An 18198-nucleotide genomic window follows, 5' to 3' on the forward strand; every position below is an offset into this window, starting at 1 on the left:
ATGCGATAGGCAGCACGCTTCAAGGGAGGAGGACGCCCGGGATGCTGCCGCGCCGAGCCTGGCTCGCCGGCGGTGCCGTTTTCGCGGCGCTGCCCGCGATTGCGTGCGCCCAGGGCAAGTCCTGGCCCGCACAGCCCATCCGTCTCATCGTGCCTTTCGCCCCGGGCGGCACCACGGATCTCGCCGCGCGGCTGGTGAGCCAGGGGCTAGGGGACCGGCTCGGCCAGCCGGTGGTCGTTGAGAACCGGCCGGGAGCGGGGGCGACGCTCGGCGCCGCGCAGGTGGCGCAGGCCGCACCGGACGGGCTCACCCTGATCGTCTCCAACATCGCCAGCCACGGCATCGCGCCTTCGCTCTATCGCGACCTGCGCTACGATCCCCTGCGCGACTTCACGCATATTGCACTGCTGATCGAGACACCCTCGGTCTTCGTCGCCAACCAGCGCTTTCCACCGGGCGATCTCGGCGAGGTGGTGCGGCTCTCGCAGGAGCAGCCGCGCGGGCTCGACATCGCTTCCTCCGGCTCCGGCTCCTCCAATCACCTTCTCATTGTCCAGTTCGGCCAGATGACGGGCGCGCGGGTGAACCACGTGCCCTATCGCGGCGCTGGCCCGGCCATGACCGATGGCATCGCCGACGTGGTGCCGATGATGTCGGACAGCCTGCCGAGCGCTGCCGGCCATCTCCAGGCCGGTGCGGTACGCGGCATGGCGGTGGCGACGGCGGCGCGGCATCCGGCCTTCTCGGCGGTCCCGACCTTTCGCGATCAGGGCGTCGACCTGGTGTCGAGTTCCTGGTTCGGCATCTCCGGCCCGGCAGGCCTGCCGCCGGCGGTGGCCGAGAGGCTGAACCGGGAGATCAGCACCGTGTTGGCGGAGCCAGGCACGCAACGGCGCTTCGCCGAGCTTGGCGGTCTCGTCAGGCCGCTTTCGCCTGCCACCTACGCGGAGTTCATCGCCGGGGAGGTGGCGCGATGGGCTCCGATCGTGCAGGCATCCGGCGCCAGGGCGGATTAGCAAGCCAAGCCAGGGAATTCGGGGACGCTCCGGCTTGACCGGAGGCGCTCCATAGGGTTGTCGTTGCACGATTAAGATTGGGGAAATGCCGGGTCGCCCCGGCAAGCTGGGAGCCGGGAAGGGTCGCCGCATGAAAATCAATGCCAAGGATGTCGCTTCAGGGGTGTTGCTCATCCTGATCGCTGCCACGGGACTCTGGCTGAACGGCGACCACTCGCTCGGCAGTGCCCGACGCATGGGCCCAGGCTACATGCCCATGCTCGTGTTCTGGGCCCAGATGGCTCTCGGTACCATCGTGCTCGCGCTGGCCTTCTTCAACGGTCCGGATCCGCTGGAGAAGTGGACCGGGCTCGACGCCTCTATGCTGATCATCTCGGTCATCGTCGGCACCGCAGTCGGGCTGGCGGCGCCCTATATCAGCTCCTTCTTCGAAAGCTCGTACGGGTCGCTTGGCATCGGCATGCTCGCCGGGTTCCTGGTCCTGGCCTACGCGGCCGGCTGGCGGCTGCTGGCCTTCATCTGCGCGGCGATGTGCGCCTTCTGCCTTCTGCTCGAAAAGGGCGGGCTGATGCTGGCGCTGGCCGTGACCATCGGCATCGCCTGCCTCGCGGAGCCGGAGCACCGCTCGCGGCCGCTCGGCGTGCTCGGCATCACGATCTTCCTGCTGGCGATGTGCTGGTGGATCTTCATCAAGCAGCTCGACATCCGCGTGGCCGTCTGGCCGCTTCAGTACTGATCAGACGCCGGGAAGGGACACGCAACGGTCATGGACATCCTAGGTAACCTGGCGCACGGCTTCAGCGTCGCGCTCAGCTTCAACAACCTGCTGTTCGCGCTGGTTGGCGCCCTGATCGGCACCGCCATCGGCGTGTTGCCGGGCATCGGCCCTGTCGCCACCATCTCGCTGCTGTTGCCGATCACCTTCGGCCAGCCGGCAACCACCGCCATCATCATGCTGGCGGGCATCTATTACGGCGCCCAGTATGGCGGATCGACCACCGCGATCCTGCTGAACCTGCCTGGCGAAATCAGTTCGGTCGTGACCACCCTCGAGGGCTACAAGATGGCCCGGAACGGCCGGGCGGGCGCGGCGCTAGCCACCTCGGCGCTGTCCTCCTTCTTTGCCGGCACGGTGGCCACCATCGTGGTCGCCGGCTCGGGGCCGTTGCTGACGTCGGTGGCGCTGTCCTTCGGGCCGGCGGACTACTTCTCGCTCATGCTGCTCGGCCTCATCATCTCGGCCGTCCTTGCCCAGGGCTCCGTCATCAAGTCGATCGGGATGGTGGTGTTCGGCGTGGCCCTTGGGCTGGTCGGCACCGACGTGCAGACCGGCCAGCAACGCTTCACCTTCGGCATCCCCGAACTCTCCGACGGCATCAGCTTCGTCGCACTGGCGATGGGCATGTTCGGCATCGCCGAGATCATCCTCAACCTCGAGAAGCCCGAGGCCCGCAGCGTCCTCAAGACCGAGGTCGGCAGCCTCTGGCTCACCCGCGAGGAATTCCGTCGCGCCACGCCCTCGACCCTGCGCGGCACCCTGGTCGGCACCGTGCTCGGCATCCTGCCGGGCGGCGGCGCGGCCCTGTCCTCCTTCGGCTCCTACATGATGGAGCGCAAGGTTTCGAAGAACCGGCACCTCTTCGGCAGCGGCGCCATCGAGGGCGTGGCCGGGCCCGAGGCAGCCAACAATGCGGCGGCGCAGACGAGCTTCATCCCGCTGCTGACCTTGGGCATCCCGGCCAATGCGGTCATGGCGCTCATGGTCGGCGCGCTGATCATCCAGGGCATCCAGCCCGGCCCGCGGATGGTGGAGGCCCAGCCCGACCTGTTTTGGGGCCTCATCGCCTCGATGTGGATCGGCAATGTGATGTTGCTGATCATCAACCTCCCTATGATCGGCATGTGGGTCAAGCTGCTCCAGGTTCCCTACAAGTTCCTCTATCCGGCGATCCTGGTGTTCTGCTGCATCGGCGCCTACAGCGTGAACAACAACGTCTTCGATGTATACTCGACCGTGATCTTTGCCGTGTTCGGCTACATGTGCAACAAGCTGAAGCTGGAGCCGGCGCCGATGCTGATCGGCTTCGTGCTCGGCCCGATGATGGAAGAGCATCTGCGGCGGGCCATGCTGCTCTCGCGCGGCGACGTCATGGTGTTCATCGAGCGTCCGATCAGCGCAAGCATGTTGGCCATCGGTGCGATCGCTCTGGCGGCCATGTTGTTGCCGAACCTGCGCAAGGGGAAGGAGGCCGCCCTCAGCGGCTGAGCACCCTCCCCGGCCCTGCCGAAGCCGCCCCGGGAGACCGGGGCGGCTTTTCTTTTATGCGCCGGGGACGCAGGCTCCGGCTGGAATGCGGAACAAGGATGAGCGATGGATCTGCAATTGACCGGGCGTGTTGCCCTCGTCACCGGCGCCTCGGCGGGGCTTGGGCGCTGCATCGCGGCGATGCTGGCGAGGGAAGGCTGTCGGCTTGCTATCCTGGCCCGGCGGCGGGCGCTGCTGGAACGCCTTGCCGCGGAATTGCCGGCAACGGCAGAGCCGCTCATCCTCATCGAGGACGTGACGGATGCGACAGCGGCGCCGCGCATCCGAGATGCGGTGCTCGGGCGGTTCGGGCGCTGCGACATCCTGGTCAACAATGCAGGTGGCAGCCGGCCACAGTCGGCGGGTGAACTCGGCGATGAGGCGGTATGGCAGGAGGCGATGGAGCTGAACTTCCACGCCGCCCGGCGCCTCACCCATGCGCTGGTACCGGCCATGCAGGCGGCCGGCTTCGGACGGATCATCAACCTCACCGGGCAGGACGAACCGCATAACGTGAACCCGGCCAACGCACCGAACGGCGCTACGCATATCTGGGCCAAGGCGCTGTCGCGGCAGGTCGGGCGGGATGGGATCACGGTGAATTCCATTCCGCCCGGGCGCCTTCACTCCGAGCAGATCGACCTGCGGGTGATGCCGACCGAGGAAGCCCGCCGTGCCTGGGCGGAACGGGAAGTGCCGGCCGGCTATATCGGCCAGCCGGAGGATCTGGCGGTGCTGGCGGTGTTCCTTGCCTCGCCGCTGGCGCGCTACATCACCGGGCAGGTCATTCATGTGGATGGCGGCACGCGGCGCTTCAGTCACTAAGGAAGGAAACGAGGCCGATGTTCATCGCCATGAACCGCTTCCGCGTCATGCCCGGCGCCGAGGCGGAGTTCGAAGAATTGTGGCTCTCCCGCGATTCGAAGCTCAACACCGTGCCGGGCTTCGTGGAGTTCCGACTGCTGCGGGGGCCGAAGAAGGAGGACCACACCCTCTATGCCTCGCACACCATCTGGGCGAGCCGAGAGGCCTTCGAGGACTGGACCAAGTCCGAAGCCTTCCGTATGGCGCACCGCAATGCGGGCGGGACGCGGCCGCTCTATCTCGGCCATCCGGAATTCGAGGGCTTCGAGCCGATCCAGACCCTGAAGGGCTAGCTGCCCCGCTCGCCCGGCACGAGGCGGAGGCGCCGCGGGTCACCCCGGCGCAGGATCAGCACCTCCACCGGCTCGCCGACTCGCTCGGCGGTGAGCCAGCGCAGCAGTGCATCGATCCCGGTGACGGACTGGTCACCGATGCGGAGCAGGAGGTCGCCCGGAGCGAGGCCGGCGCGGGCAGCGGGGCCATCAGGCTGCAATGCAGTGACGACCACCCCCGTCTCCTGCTCGGTCCCGGCAGCGCGGGCCAAGCGACGGGGGACGGCCTCGCGCTGGCCGGTCAGGCCCAGGCTGGCGCGGCGGACGCGGCCGAAGCGTATCAGCTCGCCCAGGACCAACTGCGCCGTATTGGCTGCGACGGCGAAGCAGAGCCCCTGCGCGCCGGCGATGATCGCGGTGTTGACGCCGATCACGCGCCCGGCGCTGTCGACAAGGGCGCCGCCGGAATTGCCGGGGTTCAGCGCCGCGTCGGTTTGCACGAGGTCCTCGATCGGGCGGCCGCCGCGGCCGGCAAGGCTGCGGCCGAGGGCGCTCACCACCCCAGCCGTCACCGTCGAGGAGAAGCCGAGCGGGTTGCCGATGGCGATCGCCAGCTGGCCGACGCGCAGCGCCGCGGAGTCGCCGAGCTCGGCCGTGGGCAGCGCCACCGGCGCCTCGGCGCGGAGTAGCGCAAGGTCGGTGTCGCGGTCCTCGCCGAGCAGGCGGGCCGGCATCGGGCGTCCCTCCGCGGTTGTCACCTGCACCGCCTCGGCGCCGGCGACGACATGGGCGTTGGTCAGCACCAGCCCATCGGGCGAGACGATGACGCCGGAGCCCGTCCCCTGCCCTCGCCTGCCGCGTACTGCGACATGCAGCACCGCGGGGCCGGCGCGCTCCACCGCCGCGGTGACGGCACGGGAATAGGCATCGAGGAGATAGGAATCCGGGGGCGGCAGGATATCGGGCATGGCTCCAGGGAGATGGGAATCGGTCGGGCCCACTCGCAACCGGGCCGATCGGGCGGGTAGAAGCAGGCATGGACCTCGTCGAACTCCTCCTCGCGCTGATCGGCGCCTGCATCGGCTTCGCGCTGCTCGCGCGGCGGCTGAAGCTGCCCTATGCGGTCATCCTCGTCCTCGGCGGAATGGTGCTGGCGCTCATCCCTGCCGTGCCCGAGTTGCGGCTCGACCCGGATGTGGCGCTCGCCTTCTTCCTGCCGCCGCTGCTGCAGGTGAGCGCCTTCCGCACGGACTGGCGCGCCTTCCGCAGCAACCTCACCCCGATCCTGCTTCTGGCGGTGGGAGCCGTGATCTTCACGGCCTTCGCCATTGGCACCGTGGCGCACTGGCTGGTGCCGGAGCTGCCCTGGGCGGCGGCGCTCGCCCTCGGCGCCATCGTCGCACCGCCCGATGCAGTGGCGGCCGGCGCCGTGTTGCAACGGCTGCGGCTGCCGCGGCGCATCGTCACCGTGCTGGAGGGGGAGAGCCTCATCAACGACGCTTCCTCGCTCGTGCTCTACAAGCTGGCGGTGGCCGCGGCGCTGGCGAGCGGCACCATCGGCGCAGCGAGCGGGGCGGCGAGCTTCCTCATGCTCGCCATTGGCGGAATCGTGGTGGGGTGGGCAGTCGGCAAGGCCGCGCTCTGGGTCCTGCCGCGCCTCGACGACAGCATGCTGGAGACGACGACGGGCTTCCTTGCCGCCTATGCCTCCTACCTGGCGGGCGAGGCGCTGCATGTCTCAGGCGTCATGGCGGTGGTGACGACGGGGCTGGTCTTCGGCCGGGCGCAGCACACCGTTTTCACCTACAACGCGCGCGTGACGATGAGCACGGTGTGGCGCTTCGTCGAATTCATCCTGAACAGCCTCGTCTTCCTGCTGATCGGCCTGCAGCTCAACCATGTGCTGGAGCGCATCGCCGGACGGGGCATGCTAGGCCTCGCCGGCATCGCAGGGGGCATCGCGCTGGCGCTGATCCTGTCGCGCTTCGTCTGGGTCTACGCCTCAAGCTGGCTGCCGAGGCGCATCCCGGCGCTCAGGCGGCGGGACCCGATGCCGGACCTGCGGCATATCGCGATCGTGGGCTGGGCCGGGATGCGGGGCGTGGTGAGCCTCGCCGCGGCGCTCGCCCTGCCGGAGGATTTCCCGGAGCGCGACCTGATCGTCTTCCTCGCCTTCACCGCCATCCTAGCGACGCTGGTGCTGCAGGGGACGACGCTGGAATGGCTGATCCAGCGCCTCGGCGTGACGCTGCCGCCGCATCCGAACGGCATCGACCCGGAGGAGGCGGAAGGGCGGCGGCTGCTCGCGGTGGCGGCGCTGGCCGAGATCGAGCGGCGGATGGAGGACCCGCTGGAGGGCGCCATCGCCGCCGACCTGGTCCATGAATTTCGCGACCGGGCGGGGCACCTCCACCGGACGGCGACCAACCAGGGGGCGGCGGTCGCCGAACGGACGGCGCGGCGACGCATCCGGCTGGCAGCGATCGAGGCTGCACGCCAGCAGCTCATCGCCCATTACCAGGCCGGGCATCTCCATGAAGAAGGGCTGGTGAAGCTCGAGCAGGAGCTCGACCTGGAGGAACTGCGAATTCGCCAAGTGCTCGGCGACGACCGGACCGAGCGGCAAAAGCGCGAGGACGCCAAGCGGCGGAAGGCGATGGAAGCGGCGGCTGCCGCCGCCGAAGAACCAGCGGCGGTCAGTGGGGCGATTGTGAAAGGCGCGATTTAGGGCTTTCGCCGGGCCCGCTGTTCGTCCCGGATGCCCGCCAGCAGGGTTTCGGTCGGTGTCAGCGCCTTGCCGGCGGCGCCGAGCTTGTCGAGCCGTTGCTCGCATGAGGAAGGCCATGAATCCACGCAGCCAAGCGGGTTCATGCAGCGTGATTGGTGGCTGCATGGATAGGCCTCTCGGCACCTTCAAAGCGAGGATGGCCATTCCGAGCCGAAGACCAGGATTGCCCACACTGCCAAGCCCGGGGAGGATGCCGCATGCCCTCCCCTCGCCCGCCGCCTTTTGCGCAGCAGATCACCTTCCTCTATGCCGAGGACCCTGCGGCCTGCCGGGATTTCTACGGGCGGGTGCTTGGCCTCGAGCTGGTGCAGGATCAGGGCTTCGCCGCCATCTATGCGACGGGCGGCAGCCGAGCCTTCCTCGGTGTGGTGAAGGCACGCGGACCACGCCAGGGGCGAGAGCCGCGCTCTGAAGGGGGCGTGGTGCTGACGCTCGTCACGCCAGCGGTGGAGGCCTGGCACGCGCATCTGCTCGCCGAAGGTGCGGCGGTCGAGGCGGCGCCTGCGGCGAATGCGGCGACCGGCATCACCCATTTCTTCTTCCGCGACCCGGCGGGCTACCTGCTCGAGATCCAGCGCTTCGACCGCCCGGATTGGCCGGAGCCCGACTGACATCCCCGTGTCGGTTCGGCACCATCAACGCAACCATTTCAGCGCGGAGGCGTTCCGGTTTGCGCGGGACGGCAGCGCCGATGCGCCGCCATCCCGGAGCGAACGGCAAGGGATGGAGGAACACATGACCTGGAAGATCCTGGGCGCGGCTGGACTGGCGCTGGCGCTGGCGGCCTGCGGGACCAACAGCACGGACCGCACGACCGGCGGCGCGGCGGCGGGCGCGGCGACGGGCGCCGGCGTCGGTGCGCTGGGCGGTCCGGTGGGCGTACTGGCCGGGGCCGCGATCGGGGCCGGCGCCGGCGCGGTGACCGGTGCGACGACCAGCCCGCGCGACGTCAATCTCGGCACGCCGCCCTGGAGCAACCCGGAGGTACGCACCCCCCTCGACCGGAACAACGCCACGCGCCAAGGCACGCGCCGCTCGCAGGCGGCTGCGCGCCGTCCGGTCAGTGAAGCGGATCGCGCCTATATGGGCGGCGGGATGGTCGGCACGCCGAGCAGCACCGGCACGACCACGACCAACACGCCCGGCACGACCGGCAGCGGCATGGGCCCGCGCGGCGATGCGACGCCACCCGCCACCGGCACCGCGCCGGCCGGCAACAGCATGAACAACGCAGCGCCGATGCGGTGAAGGCAGATGCGGCAGCGGGGCTCCGGCCCCGCTACCGCGACAGCAGGTAGTCCGGCAGTCCGGTGACCAACGTCACCGGAAAGATGGTGCACAGCACAACCGTCAGCACCAGCATGAGGAAGAAGGGCAGGCTGGCCATCGCCACCTCGGTCTGCTCCTTCCCTGTCATGGTCTGCATGACGAAGAGGTTGAAGCCGACCGGCGGGGTGATCTCGGCGATCTCCACCAGCAGCACGATGAAGATGCCGAACCACACCAGGTCGAAGCCCGCCTGCTGCACGAGCGGGATGACAATGGAGGTGGTCAGCACGATCATCGACACGCCGTCGAGCGCCGTGCCGAGCAGCACATAGACGACGGTGAGGATGGCGATCAGCCCATAGGGGCCTAGGTTGAGGTGCACGACCCCCTCGGCCAGCGCCGCAGGGATGCCTGTCAGCGCCATCGCCTTGGTGAGGAAGGCCGCGCCCGCCAGGATGAACATGATCATGCAGGAGAGGCGCGTCGCACCCTTCACGCTGTCGATGAAGGCCTGCCAGGTCAGCACGCTCTCGCCGGCGGCAAGGCCGAGCAGCGCGAAGAAGGCGATCGGCCAAGCTTGCGAGAAGCCGACGAGGCCGAAGGCCCATGCCAACAGATCGGCCGCCAGCAGCACCGCGCCGGTGCGCCAGCCGGCCGCCATCAGCAGCGAGCCGAGCACGCCGAAGGCTGCCGCCTCCGTCGCCGTCGCCCAGCCGACGAACATGGTGCCGATGACGACGACGATGAGGACGGCGCAGGGGATGAGCTTCGCACTGGCCCGCATCTTCTCGGCGAAGCTCATCCGCGGCTCGGCTTTGGGCTGCTTGCCCGGGTTGAGCAGCGCCCAGACGGCGATATAGGCGCTGAACAGCAGCATCACGAGCAAGCCCGGAATGCAGCCGGCGATGAAGACGCGGATGATCGAGACCTCGGCCGCCACCGCGTAGACCACCATGATGATCGAGGGCGGGATCAGGATGCCGAGCGTGCCGGAGGTCGCAAGCGAGCCAACCGCGACGTTCTCGTCATAGCCGCGCCGCTTCAGCTCCGGCAGTGCGATCTTCGAGACCGTCGCGCAGGTCGCGGCGGAGGAGCCGGAGACGCTCCCAAAAATGCCGCAGGCGAGGATGTTGACGTGCAGCAACCCGCCCGGGATCCGCCGGACCCAGGGAGCGAGGCCGTTGAACAGCTCCTCCGACAGCTTGGTGCGGAACAGGATCTCGCCCATCCAGACGAACATCGGCAGCGCGGCGAGCGTCCAGGAGCCGGTTGCCTCCCAGAACGAGGAGGCGAGAAAGAGGCCGGGGCTCGGATGCACGAAGACCATGGCGACATAGCCGACGGCCGCGAGCGACATGGCAATCCAGAGCCCGGCGCCGAGCAGGACGCAGAGCAGCACCAGCAGCAGGAGGGCGAAGGACAGCAGATCCATCGGTTCAGACCTCCGCCGAGAAGTCGCCGGTCGCGCTGCGCTCCTCGGCTGCGACGACGTAGCTCGGCCTGGCGCCGCGCAGCACGATGACGAGTTCGTCGAGGATGGCGATCAGCAGCAGTCCGGTGCCCAGGGGAACGGCGAGCTTCGGAATCCAGAGCGGGATGGGCACGGTACCCTGCGCCACCTCCTCGATCTCCCAGCTGAACCACATGTCCTGCGCGGTCCAGGCGGTGATGTAGGCGACGAGGGCGGCGGCCAGCGCCAGCACCAGCAGCTCCGCCCAGCGCCGCGCGGCGGGGCCGAGCCGGTCGAGCGCCATGCCGACACGGATCAGCTCGCCGCGCTTGAAGGTGGCGGCCAGCGCGAAGAATGTGGTGGACACGCAGAGATAGGCGCTGATGTCGTCGGCGGCGGGCAGCTGGAGCTGCATCTCCCGCATCGTGACCTGCGCCATCATCACGCAGAAGATTGCGAAGAGCGACAGGGCGGCGAGGCCGGCACCCAGGGCGTAGAGCGCATCGAGCAGACGGCGCATGCGGGTCAGCAACTCTCGAAGGCGCGGCGGATGAACGGCATCAATGCAAGCCCCCTGATGGCGAGTCCCGGCGGGGCACCATCGCCGCGTGGCCAGGGGCCCGCAAGGGCCGTGGCCAGGTAGAAACGGGATCGGCAGGCGATGCTGCCCGCGAAGCAGGCAGCATCGCCCCGGTCATGGTCAGCTGGCGCGCAGCGCATCGACCAGCTTGCGGCCATCCTCGCCCGCGCGTTGGACCCATTCCTCGGTCATGGTGTCGCCGATCTTCTTCAGCTCGGCCATGACGTTCGGCGGCACGGTGCCGATCGTGACGCCCTTCTCGGCGAGCCTCGCCACGGAGGCATTCTGCGCCGCCTCGGCCAAGGCCCATCCGCGATCCTCGGCCTTCTTCGCCATGGCCTGCACCGCCGCCTGCTGGTCGGCCGGCAGGGCCTGCAATGCGCGGCGCGAAATGATGACGGCATTCTTCGTCATCGAGAAGGCTGCCGGGGTGAAGACCTTGGCATAGTCCCAGGCGGAGGTGTCGACGCCGGTCTGGGCGCTCGTCACCATGGCGGTGGCGATGCCGGTGGCGAAGGCCTGGGCCAGCTCGGCCTGCTGCACCAGCACCGGATTGGCGCCGACCAGGGCGGCGAAGCGGTTGGTCAGCGGGCTGAAGGTGCGGAAGCGGCTGCCCTTCAGCACGTCGAGGCTGGTCAGCGGCACCTGGGTGTAGAAGCCGGCCGGTGTCCAGCCGACTGTGTAGAGCAGCGACAGCCCCTGGCGGGCGAGGCGCGCCTCGATATAGGGGCGCTGCAGGTCGGCCAGCTTCCGCGCGCCGGCGAAGTCGGCCACGAGGAAGGGCACGGCATCGGCGTCGAAGAACGGGTCCTCGTTGGAATAGGCGGTCAGCAGCATCTCGCCGATTTGCACCTGTCCGGTCTGCACGCCGCGCTTGATCTGCGGCATGGGCAGGAGCGAGGCGTTGCTGTGCAGCTGGATCTGCAGCTTGCTGCCGGTCGCCTGGTCCACATCGGTGCAGAATTCAGCCAGGTTGCGGGTGTGGTAGTTGCCGTCCGGATAGGCGCTGGCGAGCTGCCATTTGGCCTGGGCCCGGGCCAGGGCCGGTATGGCGAGCAGGCTCGGCATCGCCAGCGCGGCGCGACGGGTGATGGTCATGCGTGAAAGCCCCCGGTATCGTTACCGGGGCCGAGTGAAGCCCGGAAGTCACCCCCTCAACAAGAGGCGTCAGCCGGCCGAGACCACGTAATGCTTCAGCTCCTCCGCCTCCTGCTCGGCGGCTTCGATGCGGGCCTTCACCAAGTCGCCGATCGAAACCATGCCGACCAGCCCGCCGCCAGAATCGAGCACCGGCAGGTGGCGCACCCGGCGCTGGGTCATCAGCGAGAGGGCCTCGGTCACCAGGGTCTCGGGGCGGATGGTGACGAGGTCGCGGGTCATGAACTGCGTCGCCTGGAGGCCGGTGGTGCCGGGGCCATGCGCCGCCATGCCGCGGATGATGTCCCGCTCGCTCAGGATGCCGAGCAGCTCGCCGCCAGGGCCGCGCACCAGGGCGGCGCCGATGCGGTGCTCGTCGAGCAGCCGCGCGGCGTCAAGGATCGTCTGGTCGGGCCTGAGCGCGATGACGCGGTTGCCCTTCGTCTTCAGGATTCCGGCGATGACCATGGGCGTGCTCCCTCGGGCTGTGTTGTCCCCTTGGGCCTCAGGCTGCGCTGCCGCACGAGCCGGTTGCAAGCAAAAGCGACGCCGCGACGCCGCTCATTCCGCCGCCTTCACGGGCTGCGCGGCCGTCAGCGGGGCGCTGGCGGTGAGCTGGGTCTTCACCAGCTCGGCGAAACGGCCGCCCTGCTGGACCAGCGCGTCGAAGGTGCCGCGCTCCATGATCCGGCCGCCCTCGAAGACGAGGATTTCGTCGGCATCGCGCACGGTCGAGAGCCGGTGTGCGATGATGAAGGTGGTGCGGCCGGCCATCAGCGCCGCGAGCGCCTTCTGCACCCGCGCCTCGGTCGCGGCGTCGAGCGCGCTGGTCGCCTCGTCGAGGATCAGCACCGGCGGGTCCTTCAGCAGCGCACGAGCGATCGCCAGGCGCTGGCGCTGGCCGCCGGAGAGGCTGGCGCCGCGTTCGCCGACCAGCGTGTCGTAGCCCTTCGGCTGGCGGATGATGAAGTCATGCGCCTCGGCCATGCGGCAGGCGCGCTCCAGTTCTTCCTGAGTCGCTTCCGGCCTGCCGACCAGCAGGTTGTCCTTGATCGTCCGGTTGAAGAGCATGCTCTCCTGGAAGACCACGCCGATATTGCGTCGCAGGCTGTCGAGGGTGATGTCGCGCAGGTCGTGACCGTCGAGGGTGACACGGCCGGCCACCGGATCCCACAGCCGCTGCAGCAGCGCCATCGCCGTCGACTTGCCGGCACCGGTCTGGCCGACGAGGGCGATGGTGCGGCCGGGATCGGCACGGAAATCGACATCGGAGAGGATGCGGGTGCCGCCCGGATAGGCGAAGCCGACCTTCTCGAAGACGACCTGGCCGGAGGCGCGGCCGAGCGAGAGCGCGCTCGGGCGCTCAGGCACGCTGGTGCGGGCGTCCAGCACCTCGAAGAACTCGGCGATGCCGGGGCCCTGGAAGACCAGGCGCGAGACGAAGGCGACGGCGCCCTCCAGCTTGCTGATCAGCAGGGTGGCAAAGCCCATGAAGCTGACAATCTCGCCAACCGTCGCCTTGCCGTCGAGATGCAGCACGGTGCCGAGGATGAAGATGGCGATCACTGTGAGCGTGCTGGCCGCGCGGGTCAGGACGGAGACGACAGCCCACCAGTTCAGCACAGGGAATTGGTGGTCCATCACCTGGCGCACGATGTCGCCGAACATCCGCGCCTCGCTCGACATCCGGGTGAAGGATTGCACGACGATGACGTTGGAGAGCGCATCCTGCGCGGTGCCGGCAAGGCGGGACTGGAACATCTCCACCTTGCCCTGCGCCGTCTCGGTCTGGCGGATGACGAAGGCGGTGATGACGGCGAAGACCACGACCAGGCCAAGGAGCAGCAGGCCAAGCCGCCAGTTCATCGCGAGCGTCAGCGGCAGCAGGACGAGGGCGGCCACGAAGGTCGAGAGATGGTCGCGGAAGAAGGCGAGCCAGATGCTGAACATGTTATCCGCGCCGACCAGCATCACCTTCATCAACCGGCCGGACTGGATGTCGCCATGGAAGGAGAGCGGCAGGGCAAGGACATGCTCGAAATAGCGATGCATGGAGACGAGGCGGTTGCGGTGCGCCATCCGGTCGGCGAGCAGCGAGACGGCGACGGTCGCGCCGATGCCGGAGAGGCCGACGGCGCACCAGAGCGAGAGCAGGGCGAAGGCGCGTTCCCAGACCTGCTCCCGTGTGCTGGTCGAGGCATGGGAGAGCACGTCCACCACGCGGCCGAACAGCACCGGCTCGAGGAAGAGCAGCCCGGCCAGCGCGACATTGGCGATGGCGAGGCCGACCGCCACCCAGCGGTCCTTCGACAGCAGCTTCAGGACCCGCCCGTAGAGCCTGACAAAATCCATCCCGGCGCCCCTGTGAGTGGTCCCTGCCCGGCGGCGCCGGGCGCAATCCATCGCCGTAATAGGCAAGCCCCGCCTATCGGCAAGACTGCCATTCCGGCAACACCGGAATGGGATCGGCGGAAGGCGCCGGGAGTTCCCTGCGTTTTGCGGAACGATCCCGTGGCGGGAGGGTTGACGGCGCCCCGGGCGCATCGCCACCTTTGCCGGATAAGAACCGGGAGGGACTTCCAATGATCGTGACTCGCCGCGCGGCGCTCGCCGCCGGGGCAGGCCTGCTCGCCGCCCCGGCCACTGTCCGGGCCCAGGAGGCCTGGCCAGCCCGTCCGGTGCGGCTGGTCGTACCCTTCACCCCAGCTGGCACCACCGACATCGCGGCGCGCATCCTGGCCGAGCGGCTGACCCAGCGGCTCGGGCAGAACGTCATCGTCGAGAACCGGCCCGGCGCGGGCGGCAATATCGGCTCGGATGCCGTCGTCCATGCCGATCCCGACGGCTACACCCTGCTGATGTGTACCGTGAGCTCCGGGGCGATCAACTACAGCCTCTACGGGGCGAAGATGCCCTACAAGCCCGACGCCCTGGCGGGGGCGGGGCTGATGCTGCAGGTGCCGAATGCCATCTTCGTCACCAACGCCCTGCCGGTGAAGACGCTCAAGGAGCTGGTGGACTACGTCAAGGCGCGGCCGGGGCAGCTCAACAACGGCAGCTCCGGCATCGGCACCTCGCTGCACCTGACCGGAGAGCTGCTGAAGTCCGTGGCAGGCATCCAGATGCAGCACGTCCCCTTCCGCGGCGCGGGGCCGATGCTGCAGGAGGTGATCGCCGGGCGGATCGAGGTGGCGGTGGATAACCTGCCCTCCGTCATCGGCCATCTGCGCGAGGGGCGGCTGCGGCCGCTGGCGGTGACGACGAAGCAGCGCAGCTCCGCCCTACCCGACGTGCCGACCACGGCCGAGGCCGGCTTCCCCGATGTGGAGGCGACGGCCTGGTTCGGTGTGCAGGCGCCGGCGCGGACGCCGCGGCCGATCATCGACCGGCTCGGCACCACGATCGATGCCATCGTGAAAGAGCCGGAGACGCGGGCGAAGATCGCCGATCTCGGCGGGATGGCGCCGGGGCTGACGCCGGATGGCGGCACCACGCCCGCGGCCTTCGAGCGCTTCATCCAGGCCGAGATCGCCAAATGGACCGAGGTGGTGCGGAAGTCGGGGGCGACGGCCGAGTAGCCGGCCTCAGCCGCCGCGGAACAGGGCGGCGAGCGCCGGATCGACGCCGCCGACCTCCCTCCCGCGCGGGGCGGCGAAGCTGCCGAGCCCCGGCTTCGGTAGCCCGAGCGCGACCAGCATCTCTAGCAGCCGGACGCCGCAGGCGATGCCGTCGAGCAGCGGCACCGGCGAGTGGGGCTGCAGCTTGGGCGCCATGCCGGCCAGCGCGGCGCCGCCGAGCACCACCGAATCGGCTCCCTCGGTGGCGAGGCGAGCGATGGCGGATTGCAGCCTTCGCGCCACATCCTCCGGGTCACGCACCGCGTCCTGCGGCGTCGCATCGATGCCGGTGAGGCCGACCAGGCGGACGCTCAGCCCGTGCTGAGCGATGCGCTCGCGGTAGGTTTCCGTCCCCCCGAAGGTCACCAGGCCGAAGCGCCCGCCGGCGAGGCAGGCGGTGAGGCAGGCGGCCTCGGTCATGCCGACCACCGGACAGGGCATGATCTGGCGGGCGGCCTCCAGCGCGGTGTCGTGGCTGACGGCCAGCAGCACCGCATCGACTTGGCCCGCATGGGTGGCGAGCAGCTCCAGCAGGGCGTGGCCGGCGACGATGTTCTCGGCGCGGGAGGAGATCACGGCCGGGCCGAAGCGCGGCGTCGCCGGCAGGATCTCCGTCCCCGGGCTGGCAGCGGCTCGGGCGGCGGCGGCGCAGAGCCCGGTGATGGCCTCGGTGGTGTTGGCATTGGCGACGAGGATGCGCATCGGTTCAGACCACCTCGCAAAGCCGGCTCCTGGCCGGTGCCCTCGCACGGCTTTGCCGCGGAAGGCTGTGGAAGACCTCGGGACGCGAAGCGAAATTCTCCGCCTCCCCTGCAAAGCCGCGCAGCGGTCCTGTGGAGAGTTCTCAGCCCCCGACCATGGGGTTGGAGGCCGCCTGGCGGAAGGTGGCAGGCAGCGAGCGCGGGCCGGGACGGTCGAGACGGAGCCGGCGCAGCAGGGCGGCGGACTCGGCGGCGAGGCGCAGCCAGACCAGGCGTGGGTTCACCAGCAGCAGGTCGCCGGCATGCAGCGGCAGGGCGAGGGCCTGGCCGGGCGCGGCGGCGACGGCCTCCAGCGCGTCGAGCGCCGCCTGCTGGGCGGGGTCCAGCCGCGCCGCGGCCATGGCGGCGCGGTCGAGATGGCTGAGGAAGGCGCCCTCGGCCGTGGCGAAGACCGGCTGAGCAGCCGCCTCGCCATAGGGGAAGTCGCGGTGCAGCACGGTGAGGGCGGCGCGGTCGGCCTTCAGCAGCGCATTGTGCAGGGCGGCGGCGGCGACCAGGCTGACGGCACCCTCGGCCAGGCTGCCGAGGCAGAGCAGGGCGAGGATATCCGCCGGGTCGGCATGAAAGCCGGCCGGCGTCGCGGCGGCCTCCGGCGGCAAGGGACGGCCGAGCAGGCCGCCGAGGGCGAGCAGCGCCGCCTCCGGCTCGGCCAGGCGGTCGAGGTTGAGGCCGCGCAGCAGGCAGAAGCCGCGGCCATCGTCCAGCCGCTCGGCGACCTGGCGCAGCAGGGCGGTGAGCTGGGGCCGCTGCGCCGCATCGGGCTCGGCCAGCTCGGCCGCGGCCTCGGCGCCGGCCGGGATCATCCAGTCGGCGGGGGTAAGGGCGGAGCCGGCCCAGGCGGCGGGGCCGGCCTGGGGGATGAGGCGGGGGGGCGGCAGGGTCATGCGCGGGAGCCTAGCAGCCGGCAGGCTCGGGCGGCAGGGCAAGCGCATCAGCGGAAGGATGCCATTGCCGGATGGCGCCGGCGGATACAGGCTCCCTCCCCTGCCAACCGGAGATGCCGCATGGACCAGCCCGTCCTCGACCTGCCCTTCGATGCCGAGGCGATGCTGCCCGGGCTGCGTGCTTGGGTGGAATGCGAGAGCCCGACCTTTGACGCCGCCGCCGTCGCCCGCGTGATGGAGATCGCGGCGCGCGACCTCGCTCTTATGGGGGCGCGGATCGAGACCATCCCCGGCCGGATGGGCTACGGCCCCTGCGTCCGCGCCACCTTCCCGCACCCGAATCCGTCCCTGCCCGGCGTGCTGGTGATGGGCCACATGGACACCGTCCACCCCATCGGCACGCTGGAACCGCTGCCCTGGCGCGTCGAGGGCAACCGGGTCTACGGCCCCGGCGTCTATGACATGAAGGGCGGCAACTGGATCGCGCTCGAGGCCATCCGCCAGCTCATCCGCGCCGGCATCGCCACCAGCCGGCCGGTGACGGTGCTGCTGACCAGTGACGAGGAGATCGGCTCGCCCTCGACGCGCGACCTGATCGAGGCGGAGGCGGCGCGCCATGCGGTGGTGCTGGTGCCGGAGCCGGCGCGGCCGGATGGCGGCGTCGTCACCGGGCGATATGCCATTGCCCGCTTCAACCTGCGCACCACCGGGCGGCCGAGCCATGCCGGGGCGCGCCTCGCCGACGGGCGCAGCGCCATCCGCGAGATGTGCCGCCAGGTCGTAGCGATCGAGGCGCTGACGAATGACGACGTCACCTATTCGGTCGGCGTCATTCATGGCGGGCAGTGGGTGAACTGCGTGGCGACGCATTGCGATGCGGAGAGCCTCTCGATGGCCAAGCGCCAGGAGGATCTCGACCGCGCCGTCGAGACCATGCTGGCGCTGCGGCCGACGGGGAACGACGTGCAGCTCGAAGTGCGCCGCGGCGTGACGCGGCCGGTCTGGGAGCCGGATGCGCGGGGGATGGAGCTTTACGGCACGGCGCGGAGGATCGCGCAGAGCATGGGCTTCGACATCAGCTCGCAGAGCGCGGGCGGCGGCTCGGACGGCAATTTCACCGGGGCGATGGGCATCCCGACGCTCGACGGGCTCGGTGTGCAGGGCGCCGGTGGGCATACGCTGGAGGAGCATCTGCTGCTCGACAGCTTAGTGCCGCGGGCGAAGCTGCTGGCCGGGCTGCTGCAGGTAGTGTGAG

General features: G+C 69.7%; 18 protein-coding genes. 10 read left to right on the top strand and 8 right to left on the bottom strand.

Annotated features, from left to right (window positions below; all coding sequences use genetic code 11):
* Window positions 1–41 precede the first annotated feature (41 nt).
* The 5 genes from EP26_RS18730 to EP26_RS18750 all read left to right on the top strand — a co-directional run bounded on the left by EP26_RS18730 (window position 42) and on the right by EP26_RS18750 (window position 4478).
* Window positions 42–1016 (top strand): Bug family tripartite tricarboxylate transporter substrate binding protein, encoded by a 975-nt coding sequence (locus EP26_RS18730; RefSeq protein ID WP_043340846.1) that lies wholly within the window; start codon window positions 42–44, stop codon window positions 1014–1016.
* 130 nt (window positions 1017–1146) lie between these two features.
* Window positions 1147–1752 (top strand): tripartite tricarboxylate transporter TctB family protein, encoded by a 606-nt coding sequence (locus EP26_RS18735; protein ID WP_043340848.1) that lies wholly within the window; start codon window positions 1147–1149, stop codon window positions 1750–1752.
* 30 nt (window positions 1753–1782) lie between these two features.
* Entirely contained in the window at window positions 1783–3282 is a 1500-nt protein-coding gene (locus EP26_RS18740) for a tripartite tricarboxylate transporter permease (protein ID WP_043340849.1), read from the top strand.
* 105 nt (window positions 3283–3387) lie between these two features.
* A complete protein-coding gene (locus EP26_RS18745) occupies window positions 3388–4146 on the top strand; it encodes an SDR family NAD(P)-dependent oxidoreductase (RefSeq protein ID WP_043340850.1) in 759 nt (252 codons plus the stop codon).
* Between the two features lie 17 nt (window positions 4147–4163).
* The gene (locus EP26_RS18750) at window positions 4164–4478 is read left to right on the top strand and encodes an antibiotic biosynthesis monooxygenase family protein (RefSeq protein WP_043340852.1); all 315 of its coding nucleotides are present in this window, start codon (window positions 4164–4166) and stop codon (window positions 4476–4478) included.
* Here the strand turns inward: EP26_RS18750 and EP26_RS18755 are convergent.
* Window positions 4475–5425: a S1C family serine protease gene (locus EP26_RS18755; protein ID WP_052389365.1), complete on the bottom strand. Its 951-nt coding sequence runs from the start codon at window positions 5423–5425 to the stop codon at window positions 4475–4477. The two genes, EP26_RS18750 and EP26_RS18755, sit on opposite strands and share 4 nt — an antisense overlap.
* Window positions 5426–5493: 68 nt before the next feature.
* On the opposite strand from EP26_RS18755, the gene EP26_RS18760 reads away from it, so the two are divergent.
* The 3 genes from EP26_RS18760 (at window position 5494) to EP26_RS36830 (ending at window position 8493) form a co-directional block, all read left to right on the top strand.
* A complete protein-coding gene (locus tag EP26_RS18760) occupies window positions 5494–7185 on the top strand; it encodes a Na+/H+ antiporter (RefSeq protein ID WP_052389366.1) in 1692 nt (563 codons plus the stop codon).
* A 257-nt stretch (window positions 7186–7442) separates the two neighbouring features.
* The gene (locus tag EP26_RS18765; protein WP_043340853.1) at window positions 7443–7856 is read left to right on the top strand and encodes a VOC family protein; all 414 of its coding nucleotides are present in this window, start codon (window positions 7443–7445) and stop codon (window positions 7854–7856) included.
* A gap of 124 nt (window positions 7857–7980) precedes the next feature.
* Complete coding sequence (locus tag EP26_RS36830) at window positions 7981–8493, top strand: hypothetical protein (RefSeq protein ID WP_157033616.1); 513 nt, start codon at window positions 7981–7983, stop codon at window positions 8491–8493.
* 31 nt (window positions 8494–8524) lie between these two features.
* On the opposite strand, the gene EP26_RS18775 is transcribed toward EP26_RS36830, so the two are convergent.
* The 5 genes from EP26_RS18775 to EP26_RS18800 form a co-directional block, all read right to left on the bottom strand.
* The gene (locus EP26_RS18775; RefSeq protein WP_043340855.1) at window positions 8525–9946 is read right to left on the bottom strand and encodes a TRAP transporter large permease; all 1422 of its coding nucleotides are present in this window, start codon (window positions 9944–9946) and stop codon (window positions 8525–8527) included.
* A gap of 4 nt (window positions 9947–9950) precedes the next feature.
* Window positions 9951–10484 carry a TRAP transporter small permease gene (locus EP26_RS18780; protein ID WP_043340900.1) on the bottom strand — a complete coding sequence of 178 codons (534 nt, stop codon included), beginning with the start codon at window positions 10482–10484 and terminating at the stop codon, window positions 9951–9953.
* Between the two features lie 180 nt (window positions 10485–10664).
* Entirely contained in the window at window positions 10665–11642 is a 978-nt protein-coding gene (gene dctP / locus EP26_RS18790; RefSeq protein ID WP_043340858.1) for a TRAP transporter substrate-binding protein DctP, read from the bottom strand.
* 69 nt (window positions 11643–11711) lie between these two features.
* Entirely contained in the window at window positions 11712–12149 is a 438-nt protein-coding gene (locus tag EP26_RS18795) for a CBS domain-containing protein (protein WP_043340859.1), read from the bottom strand.
* A 93-nt stretch (window positions 12150–12242) separates the two neighbouring features.
* A complete protein-coding gene (locus tag EP26_RS18800) occupies window positions 12243–14033 on the bottom strand; it encodes a glucan ABC transporter ATP-binding protein/ permease (protein ID WP_043340860.1) in 1791 nt (596 codons plus the stop codon).
* A gap of 230 nt (window positions 14034–14263) precedes the next feature.
* Between EP26_RS18800 and EP26_RS18805 the strand changes: the two genes are divergently transcribed.
* Complete coding sequence (locus tag EP26_RS18805; RefSeq protein ID WP_043340861.1) at window positions 14264–15259, top strand: Bug family tripartite tricarboxylate transporter substrate binding protein; 996 nt, start codon at window positions 14264–14266, stop codon at window positions 15257–15259.
* A gap of 6 nt (window positions 15260–15265) precedes the next feature.
* Here EP26_RS18805 and EP26_RS18810 read toward each other — a convergent pair whose 3' ends face one another.
* Both EP26_RS18810 and EP26_RS18815 read right to left on the bottom strand, forming a co-directional pair.
* Window positions 15266–16000 carry an aspartate/glutamate racemase family protein gene (locus tag EP26_RS18810; RefSeq protein WP_043340862.1) on the bottom strand — a complete coding sequence of 245 codons (735 nt, stop codon included), beginning with the start codon at window positions 15998–16000 and terminating at the stop codon, window positions 15266–15268.
* A gap of 142 nt (window positions 16001–16142) precedes the next feature.
* Window positions 16143–16943, bottom strand: coding sequence for a hypothetical protein (locus EP26_RS18815; protein ID WP_043340864.1), 801 nt, complete (start codon window positions 16941–16943; stop codon window positions 16143–16145).
* Between the two features lie 120 nt (window positions 16944–17063).
* Between EP26_RS18815 and EP26_RS18820 the strand changes: the two genes are divergently transcribed.
* Entirely contained in the window at window positions 17064–18197 is a 1134-nt protein-coding gene (locus EP26_RS18820; protein WP_043340865.1) for a M20/M25/M40 family metallo-hydrolase, read from the top strand.
* The last annotated feature ends 1 nt before the right edge of the window (window position 18198 follow it).

Source organism: Belnapia moabensis DSM 16746 (assembly GCF_000745835.1).
GTDB lineage: Bacteria > Pseudomonadota > Alphaproteobacteria > Acetobacterales > Acetobacteraceae > Belnapia > Belnapia moabensis.

Bases quoted from the DNA above. Each gene is read 5' to 3' on its own strand.
- EP26_RS18730 (WP_043340846.1), top strand. From the start codon at position 42: ATGCTGCCGCGCCGAGCCTGGCTCGCCGGCGGTGCCGTTTTCGCGGCG.
- EP26_RS18735 (WP_043340848.1), top strand. From the start codon at position 1,147: ATGAAAATCAATGCCAAGGATGTCGCTTCAGGGGTGTTGCTCATCCTG.
- EP26_RS18740 (WP_043340849.1), top strand. From the start codon at position 1,783: ATGGACATCCTAGGTAACCTGGCGCACGGCTTCAGCGTCGCGCTCAGC.
- EP26_RS18745 (WP_043340850.1), top strand. From the start codon at position 3,388: ATGGATCTGCAATTGACCGGGCGTGTTGCCCTCGTCACCGGCGCCTCG.
- EP26_RS18750 (WP_043340852.1), top strand. From the start codon at position 4,164: ATGTTCATCGCCATGAACCGCTTCCGCGTCATGCCCGGCGCCGAGGCG.
- EP26_RS18755 (WP_052389365.1), bottom strand. From the start codon at position 5,425: ATGCCCGATATCCTGCCGCCCCCGGATTCCTATCTCCTCGATGCCTAT.
- EP26_RS18760 (WP_052389366.1), top strand. From the start codon at position 5,494: ATGGACCTCGTCGAACTCCTCCTCGCGCTGATCGGCGCCTGCATCGGC.
- EP26_RS18765 (WP_043340853.1), top strand. From the start codon at position 7,443: ATGCCCTCCCCTCGCCCGCCGCCTTTTGCGCAGCAGATCACCTTCCTC.
- EP26_RS36830 (WP_157033616.1), top strand. From the start codon at position 7,981: ATGACCTGGAAGATCCTGGGCGCGGCTGGACTGGCGCTGGCGCTGGCG.
- EP26_RS18775 (WP_043340855.1), bottom strand. From the start codon at position 9,946: ATGGATCTGCTGTCCTTCGCCCTCCTGCTGCTGGTGCTGCTCTGCGTC.
- EP26_RS18780 (WP_043340900.1), bottom strand. From the start codon at position 10,484: ATGCGCCGTCTGCTCGATGCGCTCTACGCCCTGGGTGCCGGCCTCGCC.
- dctP (WP_043340858.1), bottom strand. From the start codon at position 11,642: ATGACCATCACCCGTCGCGCCGCGCTGGCGATGCCGAGCCTGCTCGCC.
- EP26_RS18795 (WP_043340859.1), bottom strand. From the start codon at position 12,149: ATGGTCATCGCCGGAATCCTGAAGACGAAGGGCAACCGCGTCATCGCG.
- EP26_RS18800 (WP_043340860.1), bottom strand. From the start codon at position 14,033: ATGGATTTTGTCAGGCTCTACGGGCGGGTCCTGAAGCTGCTGTCGAAG.
- EP26_RS18805 (WP_043340861.1), top strand. From the start codon at position 14,264: ATGATCGTGACTCGCCGCGCGGCGCTCGCCGCCGGGGCAGGCCTGCTC.
- EP26_RS18810 (WP_043340862.1), bottom strand. From the start codon at position 16,000: ATGCGCATCCTCGTCGCCAATGCCAACACCACCGAGGCCATCACCGGG.
- EP26_RS18815 (WP_043340864.1), bottom strand. From the start codon at position 16,943: ATGACCCTGCCGCCCCCCCGCCTCATCCCCCAGGCCGGCCCCGCCGCC.
- EP26_RS18820 (WP_043340865.1), top strand. From the start codon at position 17,064: ATGGACCAGCCCGTCCTCGACCTGCCCTTCGATGCCGAGGCGATGCTG.